A 15,054-nucleotide genomic window follows, 5' to 3' on the forward strand; every position below is an offset into this window, starting at 1 on the left:
TTGAAGTGTAAATTTCACAACAACTCGCAAGAAAAAATCGTGCGCTTAATGCCTAAGAATTTACATCATAACTGGCTCAAGCTTGTGTGAGCATGGGTTTCAGAAAACGACCTGTATGTGAAACTTCTTGTTGTGCCACATGCTCAGGAGTTCCTTCTGCAATAATCTGGCCACCTCCGGATCCGCCCTCCGGTCCAAGGTCAACAATCCAGTCTGCGGTTTTAATCACATCCAGGTTGTGCTCAATAACCACAACGGTATTACCGTGATCGCGCAGTCGGTGGAGTACGGCTAGTAATTGCTTAATATCATGGAAGTGCAAACCTGTAGTCGGCTCATCTAGGATATAAAGGGTCTGCCCAGTGTCTCTTTTTGACAACTCTTTCGCCAACTTTACTCGTTGAGCCTCACCACCAGATAAAGTAGTAGCGGCTTGGCCAAGTCGAATATAAGACAAACCCACATCCATCAGCGTCTGTAATTTGCGTGAAATAGCCGGTATAGCATCGAAGAACTGGCGGGCATCTTCCACGGTCATTTCTAACACTTCGTGAATGTTCTTATCTTTGTACTTTATCTCTAAGGTTTCACGGTTATAGCGTTTGCCCTGACATACGTCACAAGGCACGTACACGTCTGGCAAAAAGTGCATTTCCACTTTGATTACGCCGTCACCCTGACATGCCTCACAGCGACCGCCTTTTACGTTAAAGCTAAAGCGGCCAGGCTTGTAACCTCGTGAACGCGACTCTTGTGTTCCGGCAAACATTTCACGAATAGGTGTGAAAATACCAGCGTAAGTCGCCGGGTTAGAGCGCGGTGTTCTGCCGATAGGGCTTTGATCAATATCGACCACTTTGTCGAGTTGATCTAGTCCGGTCATCGACTTATGCGGTGCCGGTTCAGAAGTGGTCGCCTTGTTCAGCTCGCGCTGGGCAATTTTGTAGAAGGTATCGTTAATCAGTGTTGATTTACCCGAGCCAGATACGCCGGTTACACAGGTCATTACGCCGGTAGGTATACGCAAATCAACAGATTTTAAGTTGTTGCCTGTAGCGCCTAAAAGTTCTAACCACTTGTCGTCTTTCACCGGTGTGCGTGTTGCAGGAATTTCAATCTTCTCTCTACCAGATAAGTATTTTCCGGTAAGTGAGTCTTCACTGTTTGTTATATCTTCAAGTGAACCTTCGGCAATAATTTCACCACCGTGTACACCAGCACCCGGGCCAATATCCACAATGTAATCGGCTTCGCGGATTGCATCTTCGTCGTGCTCTACAACCAATACCGTGTTGCCTAAGTCGCGCAAACGCGTAAGTGTGCCGAGTAATCGTTCGTTATCTCGCTGATGAAGACCGATGGACGGTTCATCGAGTACGTACATTACGCCAACGAGGCCTGCGCCAATTTGACTTGCTAGTCGAATACGTTGGGCTTCACCACCGGATAAGGTGTCGGCACTGCGCGACATAGAAAGATAATTTAGGCCCACATTCACCAAAAAGCTTAAGCGGTCCATGATTTCTTTCAAAATCTTTTCGGCTATCTGAGCACGTTGGCCTTCAAGGTTGAGTGTCTCGAAAAAGCCGTAAGCATCAGCAATCGACATCTCGGCAATGGCTGGCAGATTAGTATCTTGGATAAACACATTGCGTGCTTCAACACGTAAACGCGTGCCGTTGCAGCTACTGCAGTGCTGCTGGCTTAAATATTTTGCTAGCTCTTCGCGCACTGAGTTCGACTCGGTTTCACGGTAGCGGCGTTCCATATTAGGGATAATACCCTCAAATGGATGCTTACGCTCCATCACGTCGCCACGCTCGTTTATATATTTAAACGACAGCGACTTGCCTTTTGAACCATACAGCACAATGTCTTGGTGCTTTTTATCGAGTTCTTCAAATGGCACGGTAAGGCTAAACTTATAATGGTCTGCTACTGCCTGCAGCATTTGGAAATAGTAGTAACTACGCTTATCCCATCCGCGAATAGCGCCGCCAGATAAACTCAATTCGGTATTACCGACTACACGTGCAGGGTCAAAAAACTGCCTTGTGCCTAAGCCGTCACAGGTTGGGCAGGCACCCGCTGGGTTGTTAAATGAAAAAAGGCGCGGCTCTAATTCGCTAATGCTGTAACCACAGTGTGGACAGGCAAAGTTAGCAGAAAACACTATTTCTTCTGCGTCTTTGTCGTCCATATCAGCCACTACCGCGTTACCGCCAGCAAGGCTGAGGGCTGTCTCGAATGATTCCGATAAACGCAGTGCCATATCGTCACGCACTTTAAAGCGGTCAACCACAACTTCAATGGTGTGCTTCTTGTGCAAATCCAGTGGCGGAGGATCGGATAAGTCGCAAACCTCACCGTCGATACGCGCGCGAATAAAGCCTTGTGCAGAGAGGTTTTGCAGTGTCTTAACGTGCTCACCTTTGCGCTCTTTAACAATAGGCGCGAGCAGCATCAGCTTACTGCCTTCTGGCATGGCTAACACTCTATCTACCATTTGACTAACCGTTTGTGCATCCAGTGGCACATCGTGCTCTGGGCAACGGGGTGTGCCTACGCGGGCAAACATCAAACGTAGGTAGTCGTAAATCTCAGTGATGGTACCCACGGTGGAGCGCGGATTGTGCGATGTTGATTTCTGCTCAATGGATATTGCTGGTGATAAACCCTCAATATGATCAACATCAGGTTTTTCCATCATGGAAAGAAACTGACGGGCATACGCAGACAAAGATTCAACGTAACGACGCTGACCTTCAGCATATAGCGTGTCAAATGCAAGAGACGATTTACCCGAGCCAGAAAGGCCGGTTATCACCACCAGTTTGTCTCGTGGCAGTGTTAAATCGATGTTTTTCAAGTTGTGGGTGCGAGCACCGCGAATTTCGATTTTATCCATTGAAGCCTAAATGAGAGAAAAAGAATCAGTATGCCATAGGTGTCAAGTAAAGTGATATGACATTCAAGTTATACTGTGAGTGGAGTAAGCAGATCACCTTGCAGGCACAAGCTTACGATTAGAACTAACGAAACTACATTGTAAAATGGTGATTTTATCCCCACTTTTAAACCCCTCAAGAGGTAAAGGGGTTAAATCAACCTTTAAGCTGAGAAAAAGGCCAATTACATTAATCGAATTTAAGTCTCGCTGGGTGGGCAATTATCTATGCGGACTGGTATTATGCTACACTTCGCGACCTTATTCTTGATGCTGCAGAAACAAGTGTTCTCTGCGCGCTTTTATGTTTTTTTGATTTTATTTATTGAGGGAAACAGACGCTTTGAACGCTTTGGAATTACGCGCCGCGCTTGCACTCGCCTCCGTTTACGTATTACGCATGATGGGGTTGTTCATGGTTATGCCTGTATTGGCTGTGGCTGCGATGGACTACCCGGATTACTCACCGCTATTGGTGGGGCTTGCTCTGGGTGGATATGGCCTAACCCAGGCTGCGCTGCAAATTCCTATGGGCATGATGTCTGACAAATGGGGGCGTAAACCCGTTATTTTGCTGGGGCTTGCTGTATTTGCTTTAGGAAGCTTTGTGGCAGCCAATGCTGACAGCATGGCTATGATGATTGTTGGGCGTATTCTTCAAGGCGCTGGGGCTATTGCAGGTGCGATAATGGCGCTTGCTACCGATGTCAGCCGGGAAAGTCAGCGTGCTAAGGTGTTAGCTATTATAGGTATAGCCATTGGGTTTTCTTTCTATTTAGCCGTTATCTTAGGGCCTCTTATTGCTAACAGCTACGGGCTTGCCGGCGTGTTTGGTATTACTGGTATTCTGGCCATTCTTTGCATGCCGCTGGTTAAATGGGTAGTGCCAAACGGTGTGCAACTTAGTAGTGGTGATACCCTTCCGCAAAAAGACCAGCTAAAGCGCTTAATCTTCTCTTCACAGTTGTGGCGTTTAAATGTCAGCGTAATGATTCTGCACATGCTGATTACGCTACTGTTTGTCCAACTGCCCGTTACGCTACTGAACTTTGATATGACGCTAGATAGTCATTGGACGGTGTATCTACCCGTATTAGGTGCGTCAATTGTCGGTCTAATCATAATGATGGGCGCAGCAAGAGGCCGTACCCCAAAATCACTTCTTGTAACCGGTGTAGTACTTATGGGCGGCGCGTTTTTGGCGCTGAGTTTAGAAGACCATAGCTGGTGGTGGGTTACCGCAGCCGTTGTTCTTTTCTTTACCGGCTTTAATTATTTAGAAGCGAATTTTCCTGCATTGGTGTCGAGCATTGCGCCTGCCGGACAAAAAGGAACGGCCATGGGGCTTTACGCTAGTTTTCAGTTTTTTGGCGCGTTTTTAGGTGGTGTAATTTCAGGTTTCGTTACCGATATTTGGTCGCAAGAACTAGCGTATGGCATCGGCGCTGCCAGTACTCTGCTTTGGCTTTTCATTATTTATGGCGTGAAGGAAGTGAGCCGAGTAAAGCGTGTGATGATGAACGCAGAGTTTGATAATTCAAAAGCCTCCGTAATCGAGTCAGAATTAATGTTGGTGCCAGGTGTGCTGGAAGTAACATTAAACGGTCAAAATAATGCGGTATATCTTAAGGTGGACCGTGACTTTGATGCGGTAAAAGCGCGAGACGTACTGTCAGCATAATGGAGGCAGTACGTTAAATACCAAGATAAGTTAGTATCACCCAATCTTTTAAAAAGGAAGTGAGCACCATGATTGACCTAAGCCGTTATAAAGCTATTATTTTTGACATGGATGGCACTTTGGTTGATTCAATGGGCACGCATATTGATGCTTGGGAGTTGACCTGCGACGCGTTCGAATACCCCTTTGACCCTGACTATCAACATAGTTTAGGTGGAGTTCCTACCTTCGAAACAGTGCATCTTATGAATGCCAAGTATGGCAAAAGCCATGATCCTGCGCAGGTTGCTTCATATAAAAAACAGGCCTTTGAAGGGCTAGATCATGTGCCAAGGCTTATTCAAGATACCCTGGATGTGTTTAATCACTATAAGGGAAGTATGCCCATTGCAGTGGGGACAGGCTCAGAAAGGCAACATGCACAATGGGTATTAAACGAACATGGTTTATTAGAACAATTATCTGCGCTGGTAACGGCAGATGATGTGACTAAAGGTAAACCTCACCCTGAAACCTTTGTGCGTGCGGCAGAATTAATGGGTGTAGCACCGCAGCATTGTGTGGTGTTTGAAGATACGGAGATGGGCCGAAAAGCGGCTGTAGATGGTGGCATGACGTGCTTTATGGTAGATAACAGGCGGCTTATCTACTAAATCTTACCTTGATTGAAAGTTCGATCTTAGGGCTTACGCTCACTCAACCGCGTTCACTATACAGTTTCTTAGGCTTATACCGCCTCTAGTTCACTTAGCGTATCGCCACAGTTATGTAAAAGTGACGACTTTATACGTTTGGTGGCATCTTCAATGGCGGTTTTCATAGCATCGATAGCAATTTGATTGCTCTTTTCTTCACTGACATTCACGCTCATGCTTCTGCCTTTAAAAACAGTAACGGGTGAATACTCCTCAGCATAGTCAGGTTTGTATCTAACATTAAGTACAACTGTAGCAACCAAATTACTTCCCAAGCTTTTTACGAAAGCGCGATTAAGCCCAACTTTCACGCTATTACTAGCATCAATGTCAGGGCTTACATTCATTTGCTCTAAGCTTTGCTGCAGCAGCGCATAAAGTGCATCTTCAGTAACGTTATTGCTCCCCACTAACAAATCTTTGCTGGATCGAGTATCGATAAACTCCGCCAAATTAACCGGGCAAGCCTTCGCTTTAGACATTGTCAGTCGATAATCGGCCTTTTGCGACTCGGGTATTAGTGAAGAATCGAATTCGGATTGCGTAGACTCACAAGCAGCGAGCAAAAGTAGCGTGCAGCAGGCAACAAACATGCGTGCTGATGGCACAATGCAGGGTGAGAAAAATGGTCTATTTTTCATTATTTTAATTTTTTCTTATGGAAAGCTTATGGCAGTAATATAGACTCAAGTATAAGAAAGTTTGTAACGTGAATAAACCTAACAACTGTTGCAAACTGTTACAGTTTGTTTAGCGTAGCAGAGTATAAGATTTGTTCAGCTACGCAACTAACGATAACTTATAGGTTTATTATAAATTTCCCTACTTTCAATCAACACGGACAGTTCTTAAATGATGACCTTTAAAAACGCAGTAATCAGTGTACTTGCAAGTGTTTCATTAATAGGGTGTGCAATTAACGTTTCCCCTTCGGCCTTTTTTTATCAAGACACACAGCAAAAGCCTCTTGATACTACAAAGCTGCACGCTGCTATTCAAAAAGATAAAACTTCAGCGGGCATAACCCGTGTTGAAGTTAAAAATGAAGCCGGGTTAACGCTAAGAGGTGTTGCCGTTTCATACCCTGACCCTATCGTTAACATTGTTTTCTTCGCGGACAATCGTATGCCGGTAAGTGAAAATAATAGTGTTATTCATAGGCTGGGTAAGCTGCCTGCTAATATATTGTGGCTTGATTATCAGGGAGTAGGGGCTAGCGATAAGGCAAAAGATTTGAGTATTAACGCTATAAAGCAAGACGCGTTAACTCAATTTGATTATGTAGAAAGTGCATTTGATGCTTCAATTCCAACTATTGTTCATGGGCGAGGCATAGGGAGTTATTTCGCAAGCTATGTTGCTGCTAATAGAAAAATTGATGCTTTGGTACTAGATGGGGCTTTCAATAATATTTCAGACCTTATCGCCAACATGGTGCCAGGTTTTTCTAATTCATTTACCAATATGAAACTTCACGATGAAGTTCATAGCATGCAAATCGCGCCTATTCTTCGTCACTATGAAGGTCCACTGTGGTTAGTCGTCGGAGAGGAAGACAAGATAACGCCTTATCCTATCAGTCAGCAGTTATTAGAAGATGCATCTAGTAGTGACAAATACATTTCCGTCATTCCTGGAACTACACACAACGCAACGTTAAAAAGTGACTATGCCATTGAACAGTACAAACAATTTTTAGCGAGATTCACTCAATAAGCCAATCTTACCTGCTGTGGATAAATAGTGGAAAACCTTGTTGGTAAGTCTGTTAATAGCCATATAAAACAACAGATCACGATCTCGTAAGCGCTTTCTGGTCGGATCACGAAATGTCAGTTAAATCAAGCGCTGTAGAGCCATTGTTGCTGATCCTACTGTTTTTCGATCATAACCTGGTGCAGGATCAGGCAATTTTCTCTATTGGGGATAAAAGTTTGGAGCATAACGATCAAGCGCGTATTTTTGTCAATAGTTTCATGTCATGAAATTTTTAGAACACGGTTGCACGAGGATGCGGCTAATTACGATTAATCACTCATCAAATTGGCTTATTACCGTATAAATAAAATACCCGCCGCAGGCGGGTATTTGTTACTATCGTCAACTACGAGATAAGCGAAGACTACACTCGTACCACGGAATCTCGCTTCACAACCGTGGGTGTATATTTAAAGGTTAAGCCATCTTCTGGTTTACTTCCCGATGCGTACTTCAATGCAAGCTCAGCGGCCTTTGCAGCCATCATTTCTACAGGGTAACGCAGCGTAGTTAACTTAGGGCGACAATATTTAGCTAGCAATACATCGTCATATCCCATTACAGATACTTGCTCAGGCACCGAAATACCATGATCTTGTAACATGGTCATTGCACCTGATGCCATCGCATCGTTATAAGCCAAGACAGCGGTAAATTTAGCGCCTGTGGCAAGCAGGTTCTGCATTGCCAATTCTCCACCTTCTTGATCAGGCGTGGCGTATTCAATCATGCTTTCAGGTAAGCTAAGCTTTGCGCTATCGATGGCGTTTCTAATCCCTTCAAGACGATGATTCGGATCATCAATACGGTATTGGCTGCTTATTACCGCTACATTTTCATGCCCTTGGTTGATTGCATATTCTGCCATAAGGCGCCCACCGGTCACGTTATCAAGCCATACGCAGCGGTTCGCTATTTCTGGGATGTATCGGTTAATTAGAACAAAGCCTGGTACTTGGTTAGCAAAGCCAATCAACGTCTTATCATCAAGAGCTTTGCTGTGAACAACCATGGCTTCAACACGGTGCTCTAACAAGGTTTCGATGGCGCGCAACTCTGTCTCTTTTTCAATTGACCCCGCACTTAATAGTATTTGAACGTTATTTTTGCGCGTTATGGATTCAACACCATGGGCTAACATTGCGAAAAATGGATCGTGGAGTTCAGCAATAACCACACCCAATGAGGAACTGCGTTTAGTTACGAGAGCCCGTGCATTTGCGTTAGGACGGTAGCCCATTTCTTCCATGATTTTTTTAACGCGTTGTCGAGTATCGTTGCCTACTTTTGGGCCGTTATTGATAACCCTAGATACTGTGGCTAACGAAACGCCAGCGGCTTGGGCTATATCTTTTATTGTTGCCATTTTCTCTTTAACTTTGTTTTTTAATGCATTGAAGACCTTGGGGTCTGATTGGCATAGCGTACATTATATTTACATAAAAAGGTAAAATTCTCTCTTTCTGTGCTATGGCGGCACATCTCAAGCAATAGATAAAACTATAAAGTGGTTTTACCATACGCAGTTCCTCGCCAAACCCCTGTCAAAAAGAACGGAAAACGTATAACCTTTTATCAATTCTGAATGCTCTACCGATTCTAAAACTTTGCAGGCGAGCACGAAAAATTGCCCGAGATTAATTACTCGAGCACCCGATAAGGTAAAATAATTGTTATGAAAATCAACGTATCGACATTTGGTGAAGTAAGCGGCAAAGCTGTTAGTGCTTTTACTTTGAGTAATGACAACGGGATGTCAGTTACCTTGCTCAACTATGGTGGAATTATCAAGGAACTCTATTTTCCCAACGCGAAGGGCGAGTTGATTAGCTGTGTTCAAACCTTTGATACGTTGCAGGGCTATATTGATGACCCTAGCTATCGCGGTGCAATTGTAGGGCGCTATGCTAATAGAATAGGGAATGGCACATTTACTTTAAATGGCCAGCAGTACACGTTAGATAAAAACGGCGGAGAGCATAATCTTCACGGAGGGCATTCCGGCTTTCACAAAAAATTGTGGCAAGCTAGTACCCAAGAATCCCCCGAGAGTGCCAGTGTAACATTCACCTTATCAAGCCCAGACGGCGAAGGTGGTTTTCCAGGAAATGTTAGTGTTGAGGCGTGTTATACGCTTAATCAGCAAAATGAGTTAACCCTTGTAGTCAAAGCAACGACAGATAAGGAAACGCCCCTTAGTTTTACACAGCATGCTTACTTTACACTAAGTAACGATGAGAAAGTGGGTAGTACACTGCTACATATCGATGCAAAAAAGGTGACGGATGCAGATAGTACTCTGCTACCAACTGGTGATTTAATTGATGTCGCTGATACACCTTTTGATTTCACTTCATTTCGTGCAATAAAGGAAAGGGCTGAACAAGACAATTCACATCCATTGTTTGACCGAGTAGGTGGCTACGACCATAACTATATACTTCAGCCTGCCCATGAAAATAGTCCGCAAGCAACTGTGAAAGCGCCTGATACTGGCTTGACCATGGAGTTATTTACTAGCTTGCCGGGGCTGCAATTTTATACGGGAAGTTTAAAAGACAGTATTCAGCTAGGAGCTCTATGTTTAGAACCCCAGCATTTCCCCGACGCCCCGAATAAACCGTCGTTTCCGAATTGTTTTGTAAAGCCGGGTGACACCTACGAAGAAACGATTCGTTATAAATTCAGCGCTGAGTGAAGCCACTGAAGTGCTAAAAGAAAATTAATTGTTATTAATTTAACAATTAATTTTCTTTGTTAGTTAATTGATAAACAGTATATCTTGCTATATTATTACTAGGGTAAACGTTTAACCCTATTTGACGTTGCGCTTCTCAGTGTAACTGACTAATGCAGAGAGAGTGATTATGGGAACCCCTTTCGACCCAACTAATGATCCGCATCGCCGTTATAACCCGTTGTTGGGAGAGTGGGTGCTTGTATCACCACACCGTGCTAAGCGTCCTTGGCAGGGGGCTTCTGAAGAGCCGAATAACGAACAAAAGCCATCTTACGACCCTACTTGTTATCTGTGCCCGTCTAACACGCGTGTCAACGGCGAGGTAAATCCAGACTATAAAGGGACGTTTGTTTTTCAAAACGATTTTGCTGCGCTCAAGCAAGACACTGAGCAAGCCAGTGAGAGAAAAGGTCTGTTCCAATTTGAAACAGAGCAAGGCTGTAGTCGCGTTATTTGTTTTTCTCCTGATCACAGTAAAACACTCCCTGAGCTTACTGACGAAGAACGGGTAGATGTGGTTAACACGTGGAAAGAACAAACCGCTGAACTGGGTGAAAGCTATCGTTGGGTACAGGTTTTTGAAAACAAAGGCTCAATGATGGGGTGTTCTAACCCTCACCCGCATGGTCAGGTATGGGCGCAGCAGCACATTCCCACAGACCCAGCAAAAAAATTAGTACAGCTGAAGCAGTACTTTGGTGAAAACAACGCACCTATGTTGTTGGATTACGCTGAGCAAGAAGTTATTAAGCAAGAGCGCGTAGTATGCCAAAACGATGATTGGGTGGTTGTGGTGCCATATTGGGCTGCATGGCCATTTGAAACGCTATTACTGCCACGTTTTGATGTTCAATCTTTGCATAAGCTATCTGATTCGCAATCTCTTTCACTTGCGAAAATCATTGGTGAGATAACAGCTAAATACGACAATTTATTTGAAACGTCTTTCCCATATTCAATGGGTTGGCACAGTGCGCCATTTGATAATGAAGACCACCCTGAGTGGACGCTTCATGCACATTTCTTCCCGCCGCTATTGCGTTCAGCAAGTGTTCGCAAGTTTATGGTTGGATACGAAATGATGGCCGAAGCACAACGAGATTTGACCCCTGAACAGGCGGCAGACAGATTAAAAGCACTGCCTACGGTGCACTACAAGCAACGTGAGAATACCAATGGATAACCAAGTACTTTCTTCTAAATTTGAAGCGCATTATGGCAACGAGCCTACGTTAATAGCACACGCCCCTGGTCGAGTGAACATCATTGGTGAACACACCGATTATAACGAAGGGTTCGTCTTTCCGGCTGCTATCAACTTTGGTACTTGGGTTGCGGCAACGAAGCGCGACGATAATGACATTCTGGTTACTGCTATGGACTACGAAAATCAGCAGAACCAGTTCTCATTGTCAGACATTAATTACGACGAAGAACAAGGTTGGGCAAACTATGTTCGCGGCGTAGTGAAAGTGCTAAAAGAGGCGATGCCAGATTTTGGCGGCGCAAATTTGTTGGTAACGGGTAATGTTCCACAAGGCGCCGGTTTAAGCTCTTCAGCGTCTTTTGAAGTGGCAATACTGAAAGCCTTAAGCGCATTGTATGAATTACCTCTAGATGGTGTGCAAGCTGCGCTATTAGGTCAAAAAGCAGAAAACACTTTCGTAGGCTGTTCGTGCGGCATCATGGATCAGTTAATCTCAGCCATGGGCAACGAAGGAATGGCAATGCTGCTTGATTGTCAGTCGTTAGCCATCGAACATTCACCGCTTCCAAACTCGCATCAAATCGTGATTATCAACTCGAATGTGAAACGTGGCTTGGTAGACAGCGAGTATAACTTGCGTCGTCAGCAGTGCGAGCAAGGTGCATCGCTACTGGGTGTTTCATCATTGCGCGAAGCAACCATGGAGATGCTAGAAGAAGCCAAAGCACACATGCCTGAAGTGGTTTATCGCCGAGCAAAGCATATCATTACTGAAAACGCGCGTACGTTGGCCGCAAGCCAAGCGTTAAAGTCTGGTGATATTGAAACGGTAAGTGACGCTATGGCCCAGTCTCACATTTCTATGCGTGATGATTTCGAAATTACCGTACGCCCAATTGATTATTTGGTTGAGATTATCGGTGAAGTGCTTGGTAAATCTGGCGGTGTCCGTATGACGGGCGGTGGTTTTGGCGGCTGCGTTGTAGCGCTTGCCCCTACAGACAAAGTTGATGCTGTGAAGCAAGTAGTAGCAGACAAATACTTTGACGAAACTGGCTACCATGCAGACATCTACGTGTGCACCGCAACACAAGGCGCATTTGCTTAAGTTCGCATGAATGAAAACAAGGATTAGATAGTAAAACCTCTCCCTTTTCTAAACAATCCTAAAGGTTAGAATTGTTTGTGTCCCTTGAGCCGCTCCCATAGGTAGCGGCTTTTTTTTACAAAATTGCATGTTTCTTGTTAAAAAAGATCAACAAAGTGTGTTACTAATACTACCCGCAGTAACACGATACGTTTATCGGTGACTTTCTGACCGGTTGACAGTTATCGTAGAATGCGAAAAACGCGTTGTAAAAAACGTGACACCGGTGTGGCAATAACCAATAAAATAATAAAAACAATTTTTCACCTGTGTACCCTGCATAACAATCGCCGCACCCAAAATAAGAACTTTGGGAAAAACTATGAAATTAGCATCAATAGATATCACGTTGTTCGTGGTATACGTCGTCGCGCTTATCGGAATTGCGTGGTGGGTTTCGCGCGAAAAGCAGGGTCACCAAAAAGACACTAACGATTACTTTCTAGCGGGCTCAAGCTTGCCATGGTGGGCGATTGGCGCATCGTTAATTGCCGCCAATATTTCTGCCGAACAAATCATTGGTATGTCTGGCTCAGGCTACCAGCTAGGGCTTGCCATTGCGTCTTATGAGTGGATGGCCGCCATTACACTGCTTATTGTGGGTAAGTTCTTTTTACCTATCTTTTTAAAGCATAAAATTTACACCATGCCTCAATTCTTAGAGCAGCGGTATGATCATCGCGTGCGTAAGGTAATGGCAATATTCTGGCTAGGCGTTTATGTTTTTGTAAACCTGACAGCTGTGCTGTGGCTAGGTGCATTGGCCATCAATACCATTGCTGGTGTCGATATGGTCTACGGCATGATGTTCTTAGGCCTTTTCTCGCTAGCCTACTCACTTTATGGCGGCCTAAAAGCGGTCGCGTTAACCGACATTATTCAAGTGGTGCTGTTAGTCATTGGCGGGCTGTTCCTGTCGTATACCGCGTTAAACCTAATCAGTGATGGAAACGGTGTTATTCAGGGGTTTGTCGATTTAACCAATAAACTACCTGAAAAATTCGACATGATTTTGTCAAAAGACAACCCGCACTATATGGACTTGCCGGGCATTTCTGTACTGGTTGGCGGTATGTGGATAATGAACCTGTCGTACTGGGGCTTTAACCAGTACATTATTCAGCGTACGTTGGCGGCAAAGAGTGTGCAAGAAGCCCAAAAAGGTATCGCCTTTGCGGCATTCCTTAAGTTACTTATGCCATTAATTGTGGTGTTGCCTGGCATAGCTGCGGTACTAATTGTGCCTGACCTAGCTAAGCCTGACCAAGCTTATCCAAGCTTGATGACGCTAATGCCTGTTGGCCTTAAAGGTATTATCTTCGCCGCGCTTGTGGCGGCAATTGTGTCATCACTAGCCTCAATGACAAACAGCGTGTCCACTATTTTTACTATGGACCTTTATAAAGATAAGCGCCCGAACGAGTCACAGCAGCACTATGTAAAAGTAGGGCGAATCGTGAGCCTGGTCGCGCTAATTATTGCTATGGTGGTGGCCAAGCCGCTGCTGGGAAATTTCGACCAAGCATTCCAGTATATCCAAGAATTTACCGGTTTCTTTACACCGGGTATCTGCGCGTTATTCGTTTTAGGCATGTTCTGGAAGAAAACCACGGCAAACGGTGGCCTGCTTGCTGCGTTAGGTTCATTTTTATTAAGCATTGTATTTAGACAGTTCTGGCCAGAACTACCGTTTATTGACCGTGTAGGGCTCGTGTTCCTACTGTGTGTTGCTCTGGCTGTAGTTGTTTCACTTCTGGAGAAAAAGGGCGTTAGCGAAAATGCGGTTGATATAAATGAAGTGCAGTTCAAAACCACAAGTGGTTTTAACGTAGCTTCAATCGCTGTAGTGATTTTGACCGCAGCGTTTTATATTACGTGGTGGTAGCAAGTACAAGAGGGTGTTTCTAATAGTAACGCCCTCACTAAGCTCTGCTCAAAACAACGCGAAAGTTCAGAAGACGCTGACAATAAATTTTGTTAAGTTCTAGAACGTGTTGCAGTTAGTGAAGTAAACGTGAGGCGAAAAATTTCAATTTTCCCTCATAAAATACGATATACTAACCGGCTAATATTCGATGAACTTTCGCGCTTGCTGATGTCTTACTAAGAAGAGTTATACAGCAAGCCACTAAAAACGTTACAGGAGACATCAATGGCAACGAAAGGCGTTAATAAGGTTATTCTTGTTGGAAACCTTGGCAATGATCCTGAAGTTAGATACATGCCTAACGGAAACGCCGTTGCGAACTTAAGCCTAGCAACTAGCGAAAGCTGGAAAGACCAACAGGGTCAGGTTCAAGAGCGCACTGAGTGGCACCGCCTTACAATGTACCGTCGCTTAGCAGAAATTGCCGGAGAGTACCTGAAAAAGGGCTCGCAGATTTACGTTGAAGGTAAATTGCAAACGCGCAAGTGGCAAGATCAGCAAGGTCAGGATAGGTACACTACTGAAATTATCGTAGACCAAATGCAAATGCTTGGCGGTCGCGGCGGTGAAGGTGGCGGCGGTAACGGTGGTTACCAGCGTCCTCAAAATAATCAAGGTGGTTACAACCAAGCACCAGCGCAGGGCGGCTATAATCAAGCGCCACAGCAAGGCGGTGGTCAACAAGGTGGTTACAATCAAAACCAAGGTGGCAGCTACAATCAAGCGCCTCAAGGTGGCAACCAAGGTCAGCCTAAGAACCCACCAATGGCTGAGCCAGATTTTGACTTTGACGACGATATTCCGTTCTAGCGTTTACCTGAGATATATTCTGTAAAGAATTTTGATTAAGCCCTTTTGATAAGGGCTTTTTTTGTTTCTATGGTTAGTTTTTAGTGTAAATAATTGATTGGCAATTATCTGCTTATTGTGTACCTTGTAGAAATGTAAAGAA

At 44.6% G+C, this 15,054-nt stretch carries 11 protein-coding genes; 8 read left to right on the forward strand and 3 right to left on the reverse strand.

Annotated features, from left to right (window positions below; genetic code table 11):
- Nucleotides 1-76: 76 nt before the first annotated feature.
- Nucleotides 77-2,908, reverse strand: coding sequence for an excinuclease ABC subunit UvrA (gene uvrA, locus ACYX4W_RS04540; RefSeq protein WP_476074812.1), 2,832 nt, complete (start codon nucleotides 2,906-2,908; stop codon nucleotides 77-79).
- A gap of 382 nt (nucleotides 2,909-3,290) precedes the next feature.
- Between uvrA and ACYX4W_RS04545 the strand changes: the two genes are divergently transcribed.
- Nucleotides 3,291-4,628, forward strand: a complete 1,338-nt coding sequence (locus ACYX4W_RS04545; RefSeq protein ID WP_476074813.1) for an MFS transporter — start codon at nucleotides 3,291-3,293, stop codon at nucleotides 4,626-4,628.
- 68 nt (nucleotides 4,629-4,696) lie between these two features.
- A complete protein-coding gene (locus ACYX4W_RS04550) occupies nucleotides 4,697-5,281 on the forward strand; it encodes an HAD family hydrolase (protein WP_476074814.1) in 585 nt (194 codons plus the stop codon).
- A 74-nt stretch (nucleotides 5,282-5,355) separates the two neighbouring features.
- Here the strand turns inward: ACYX4W_RS04550 and ACYX4W_RS04555 are convergent, their stop codons facing one another.
- Entirely contained in the window at nucleotides 5,356-5,964 is a 609-nt protein-coding gene (locus ACYX4W_RS04555) for a hypothetical protein (RefSeq protein WP_476074815.1), read from the reverse strand.
- Between the two features lie 211 nt (nucleotides 5,965-6,175).
- On the opposite strand from ACYX4W_RS04555, the gene ACYX4W_RS04560 reads away from it, so the two are divergent.
- On the forward strand, nucleotides 6,176-7,039 hold the full coding sequence (locus ACYX4W_RS04560; protein ID WP_476074816.1) for an alpha/beta hydrolase family protein: 864 nt from the start codon (nucleotides 6,176-6,178) through the stop codon (nucleotides 7,037-7,039).
- A 406-nt stretch (nucleotides 7,040-7,445) separates the two neighbouring features.
- On the opposite strand, the gene ACYX4W_RS04565 is transcribed toward ACYX4W_RS04560, so the two are convergent.
- Nucleotides 7,446-8,447: a LacI family DNA-binding transcriptional regulator gene (locus ACYX4W_RS04565; protein ID WP_476055257.1), complete on the reverse strand. Its 1,002-nt coding sequence runs from the start codon at nucleotides 8,445-8,447 to the stop codon at nucleotides 7,446-7,448.
- A 309-nt stretch (nucleotides 8,448-8,756) separates the two neighbouring features.
- Between ACYX4W_RS04565 and ACYX4W_RS04570 the strand changes: the two genes are divergently transcribed.
- The 5 genes from ACYX4W_RS04570 (at nucleotide 8,757) to ACYX4W_RS04590 (ending at nucleotide 14,912) form a co-directional block, all read left to right on the forward strand.
- Nucleotides 8,757-9,779 (forward strand): aldose epimerase family protein, encoded by a 1,023-nt coding sequence (locus tag ACYX4W_RS04570; RefSeq protein WP_476074817.1) that lies wholly within the window; start codon nucleotides 8,757-8,759, stop codon nucleotides 9,777-9,779.
- A 169-nt stretch (nucleotides 9,780-9,948) separates the two neighbouring features.
- The gene (locus ACYX4W_RS04575) at nucleotides 9,949-11,004 is read left to right on the forward strand and encodes a UDP-glucose--hexose-1-phosphate uridylyltransferase (RefSeq protein WP_476074818.1); all 1,056 of its coding nucleotides are present in this window, start codon (nucleotides 9,949-9,951) and stop codon (nucleotides 11,002-11,004) included.
- Nucleotides 10,997-12,136, forward strand: coding sequence for a galactokinase (gene galK, locus ACYX4W_RS04580; protein WP_476074819.1), 1,140 nt, complete (start codon nucleotides 10,997-10,999; stop codon nucleotides 12,134-12,136). Before ACYX4W_RS04575 ends, galK begins: the two co-directional genes overlap by 8 nt.
- Nucleotides 12,137-12,497: 361 nt before the next feature.
- Complete coding sequence (locus ACYX4W_RS04585; RefSeq protein ID WP_474802859.1) at nucleotides 12,498-14,060, forward strand: sodium/sugar symporter; 1,563 nt, start codon at nucleotides 12,498-12,500, stop codon at nucleotides 14,058-14,060.
- A 267-nt stretch (nucleotides 14,061-14,327) separates the two neighbouring features.
- Nucleotides 14,328-14,912 (forward strand): single-stranded DNA-binding protein, encoded by a 585-nt coding sequence (locus ACYX4W_RS04590; protein WP_476074820.1) that lies wholly within the window; start codon nucleotides 14,328-14,330, stop codon nucleotides 14,910-14,912.
- The last annotated feature ends 142 nt before the right edge of the window (nucleotides 14,913-15,054 follow it).

Source organism: Alteromonas sp. ABH4_454, assembly GCF_056311775.1.

Excerpts from the sequence above, each read along its gene's own strand:
- uvrA (WP_476074812.1), bottom strand. The coding sequence starts at position 2,908 with ATGGATAAAATCGAAATTCGCGGTGCTCGCACCCACAACTTGAAAAAC.
- ACYX4W_RS04550 (WP_476074814.1), top strand. The coding sequence starts at position 4,697 with ATGATTGACCTAAGCCGTTATAAAGCTATTATTTTTGACATGGATGGC.
- ACYX4W_RS04555 (WP_476074815.1), bottom strand. The coding sequence starts at position 5,964 with ATGAAAAATAGACCATTTTTCTCACCCTGCATTGTGCCATCAGCACGC.
- ACYX4W_RS04560 (WP_476074816.1), top strand. The coding sequence starts at position 6,176 with ATGATGACCTTTAAAAACGCAGTAATCAGTGTACTTGCAAGTGTTTCA.
- ACYX4W_RS04565 (WP_476055257.1), bottom strand. The coding sequence starts at position 8,447 with ATGGCAACAATAAAAGATATAGCCCAAGCCGCTGGCGTTTCGTTAGCC.
- ACYX4W_RS04570 (WP_476074817.1), top strand. The coding sequence starts at position 8,757 with ATGAAAATCAACGTATCGACATTTGGTGAAGTAAGCGGCAAAGCTGTT.
- ACYX4W_RS04575 (WP_476074818.1), top strand. The coding sequence starts at position 9,949 with ATGGGAACCCCTTTCGACCCAACTAATGATCCGCATCGCCGTTATAAC.
- galK (WP_476074819.1), top strand. The coding sequence starts at position 10,997 with ATGGATAACCAAGTACTTTCTTCTAAATTTGAAGCGCATTATGGCAAC.
- ACYX4W_RS04585 (WP_474802859.1), top strand. The coding sequence starts at position 12,498 with ATGAAATTAGCATCAATAGATATCACGTTGTTCGTGGTATACGTCGTC.
- ACYX4W_RS04590 (WP_476074820.1), top strand. The coding sequence starts at position 14,328 with ATGGCAACGAAAGGCGTTAATAAGGTTATTCTTGTTGGAAACCTTGGC.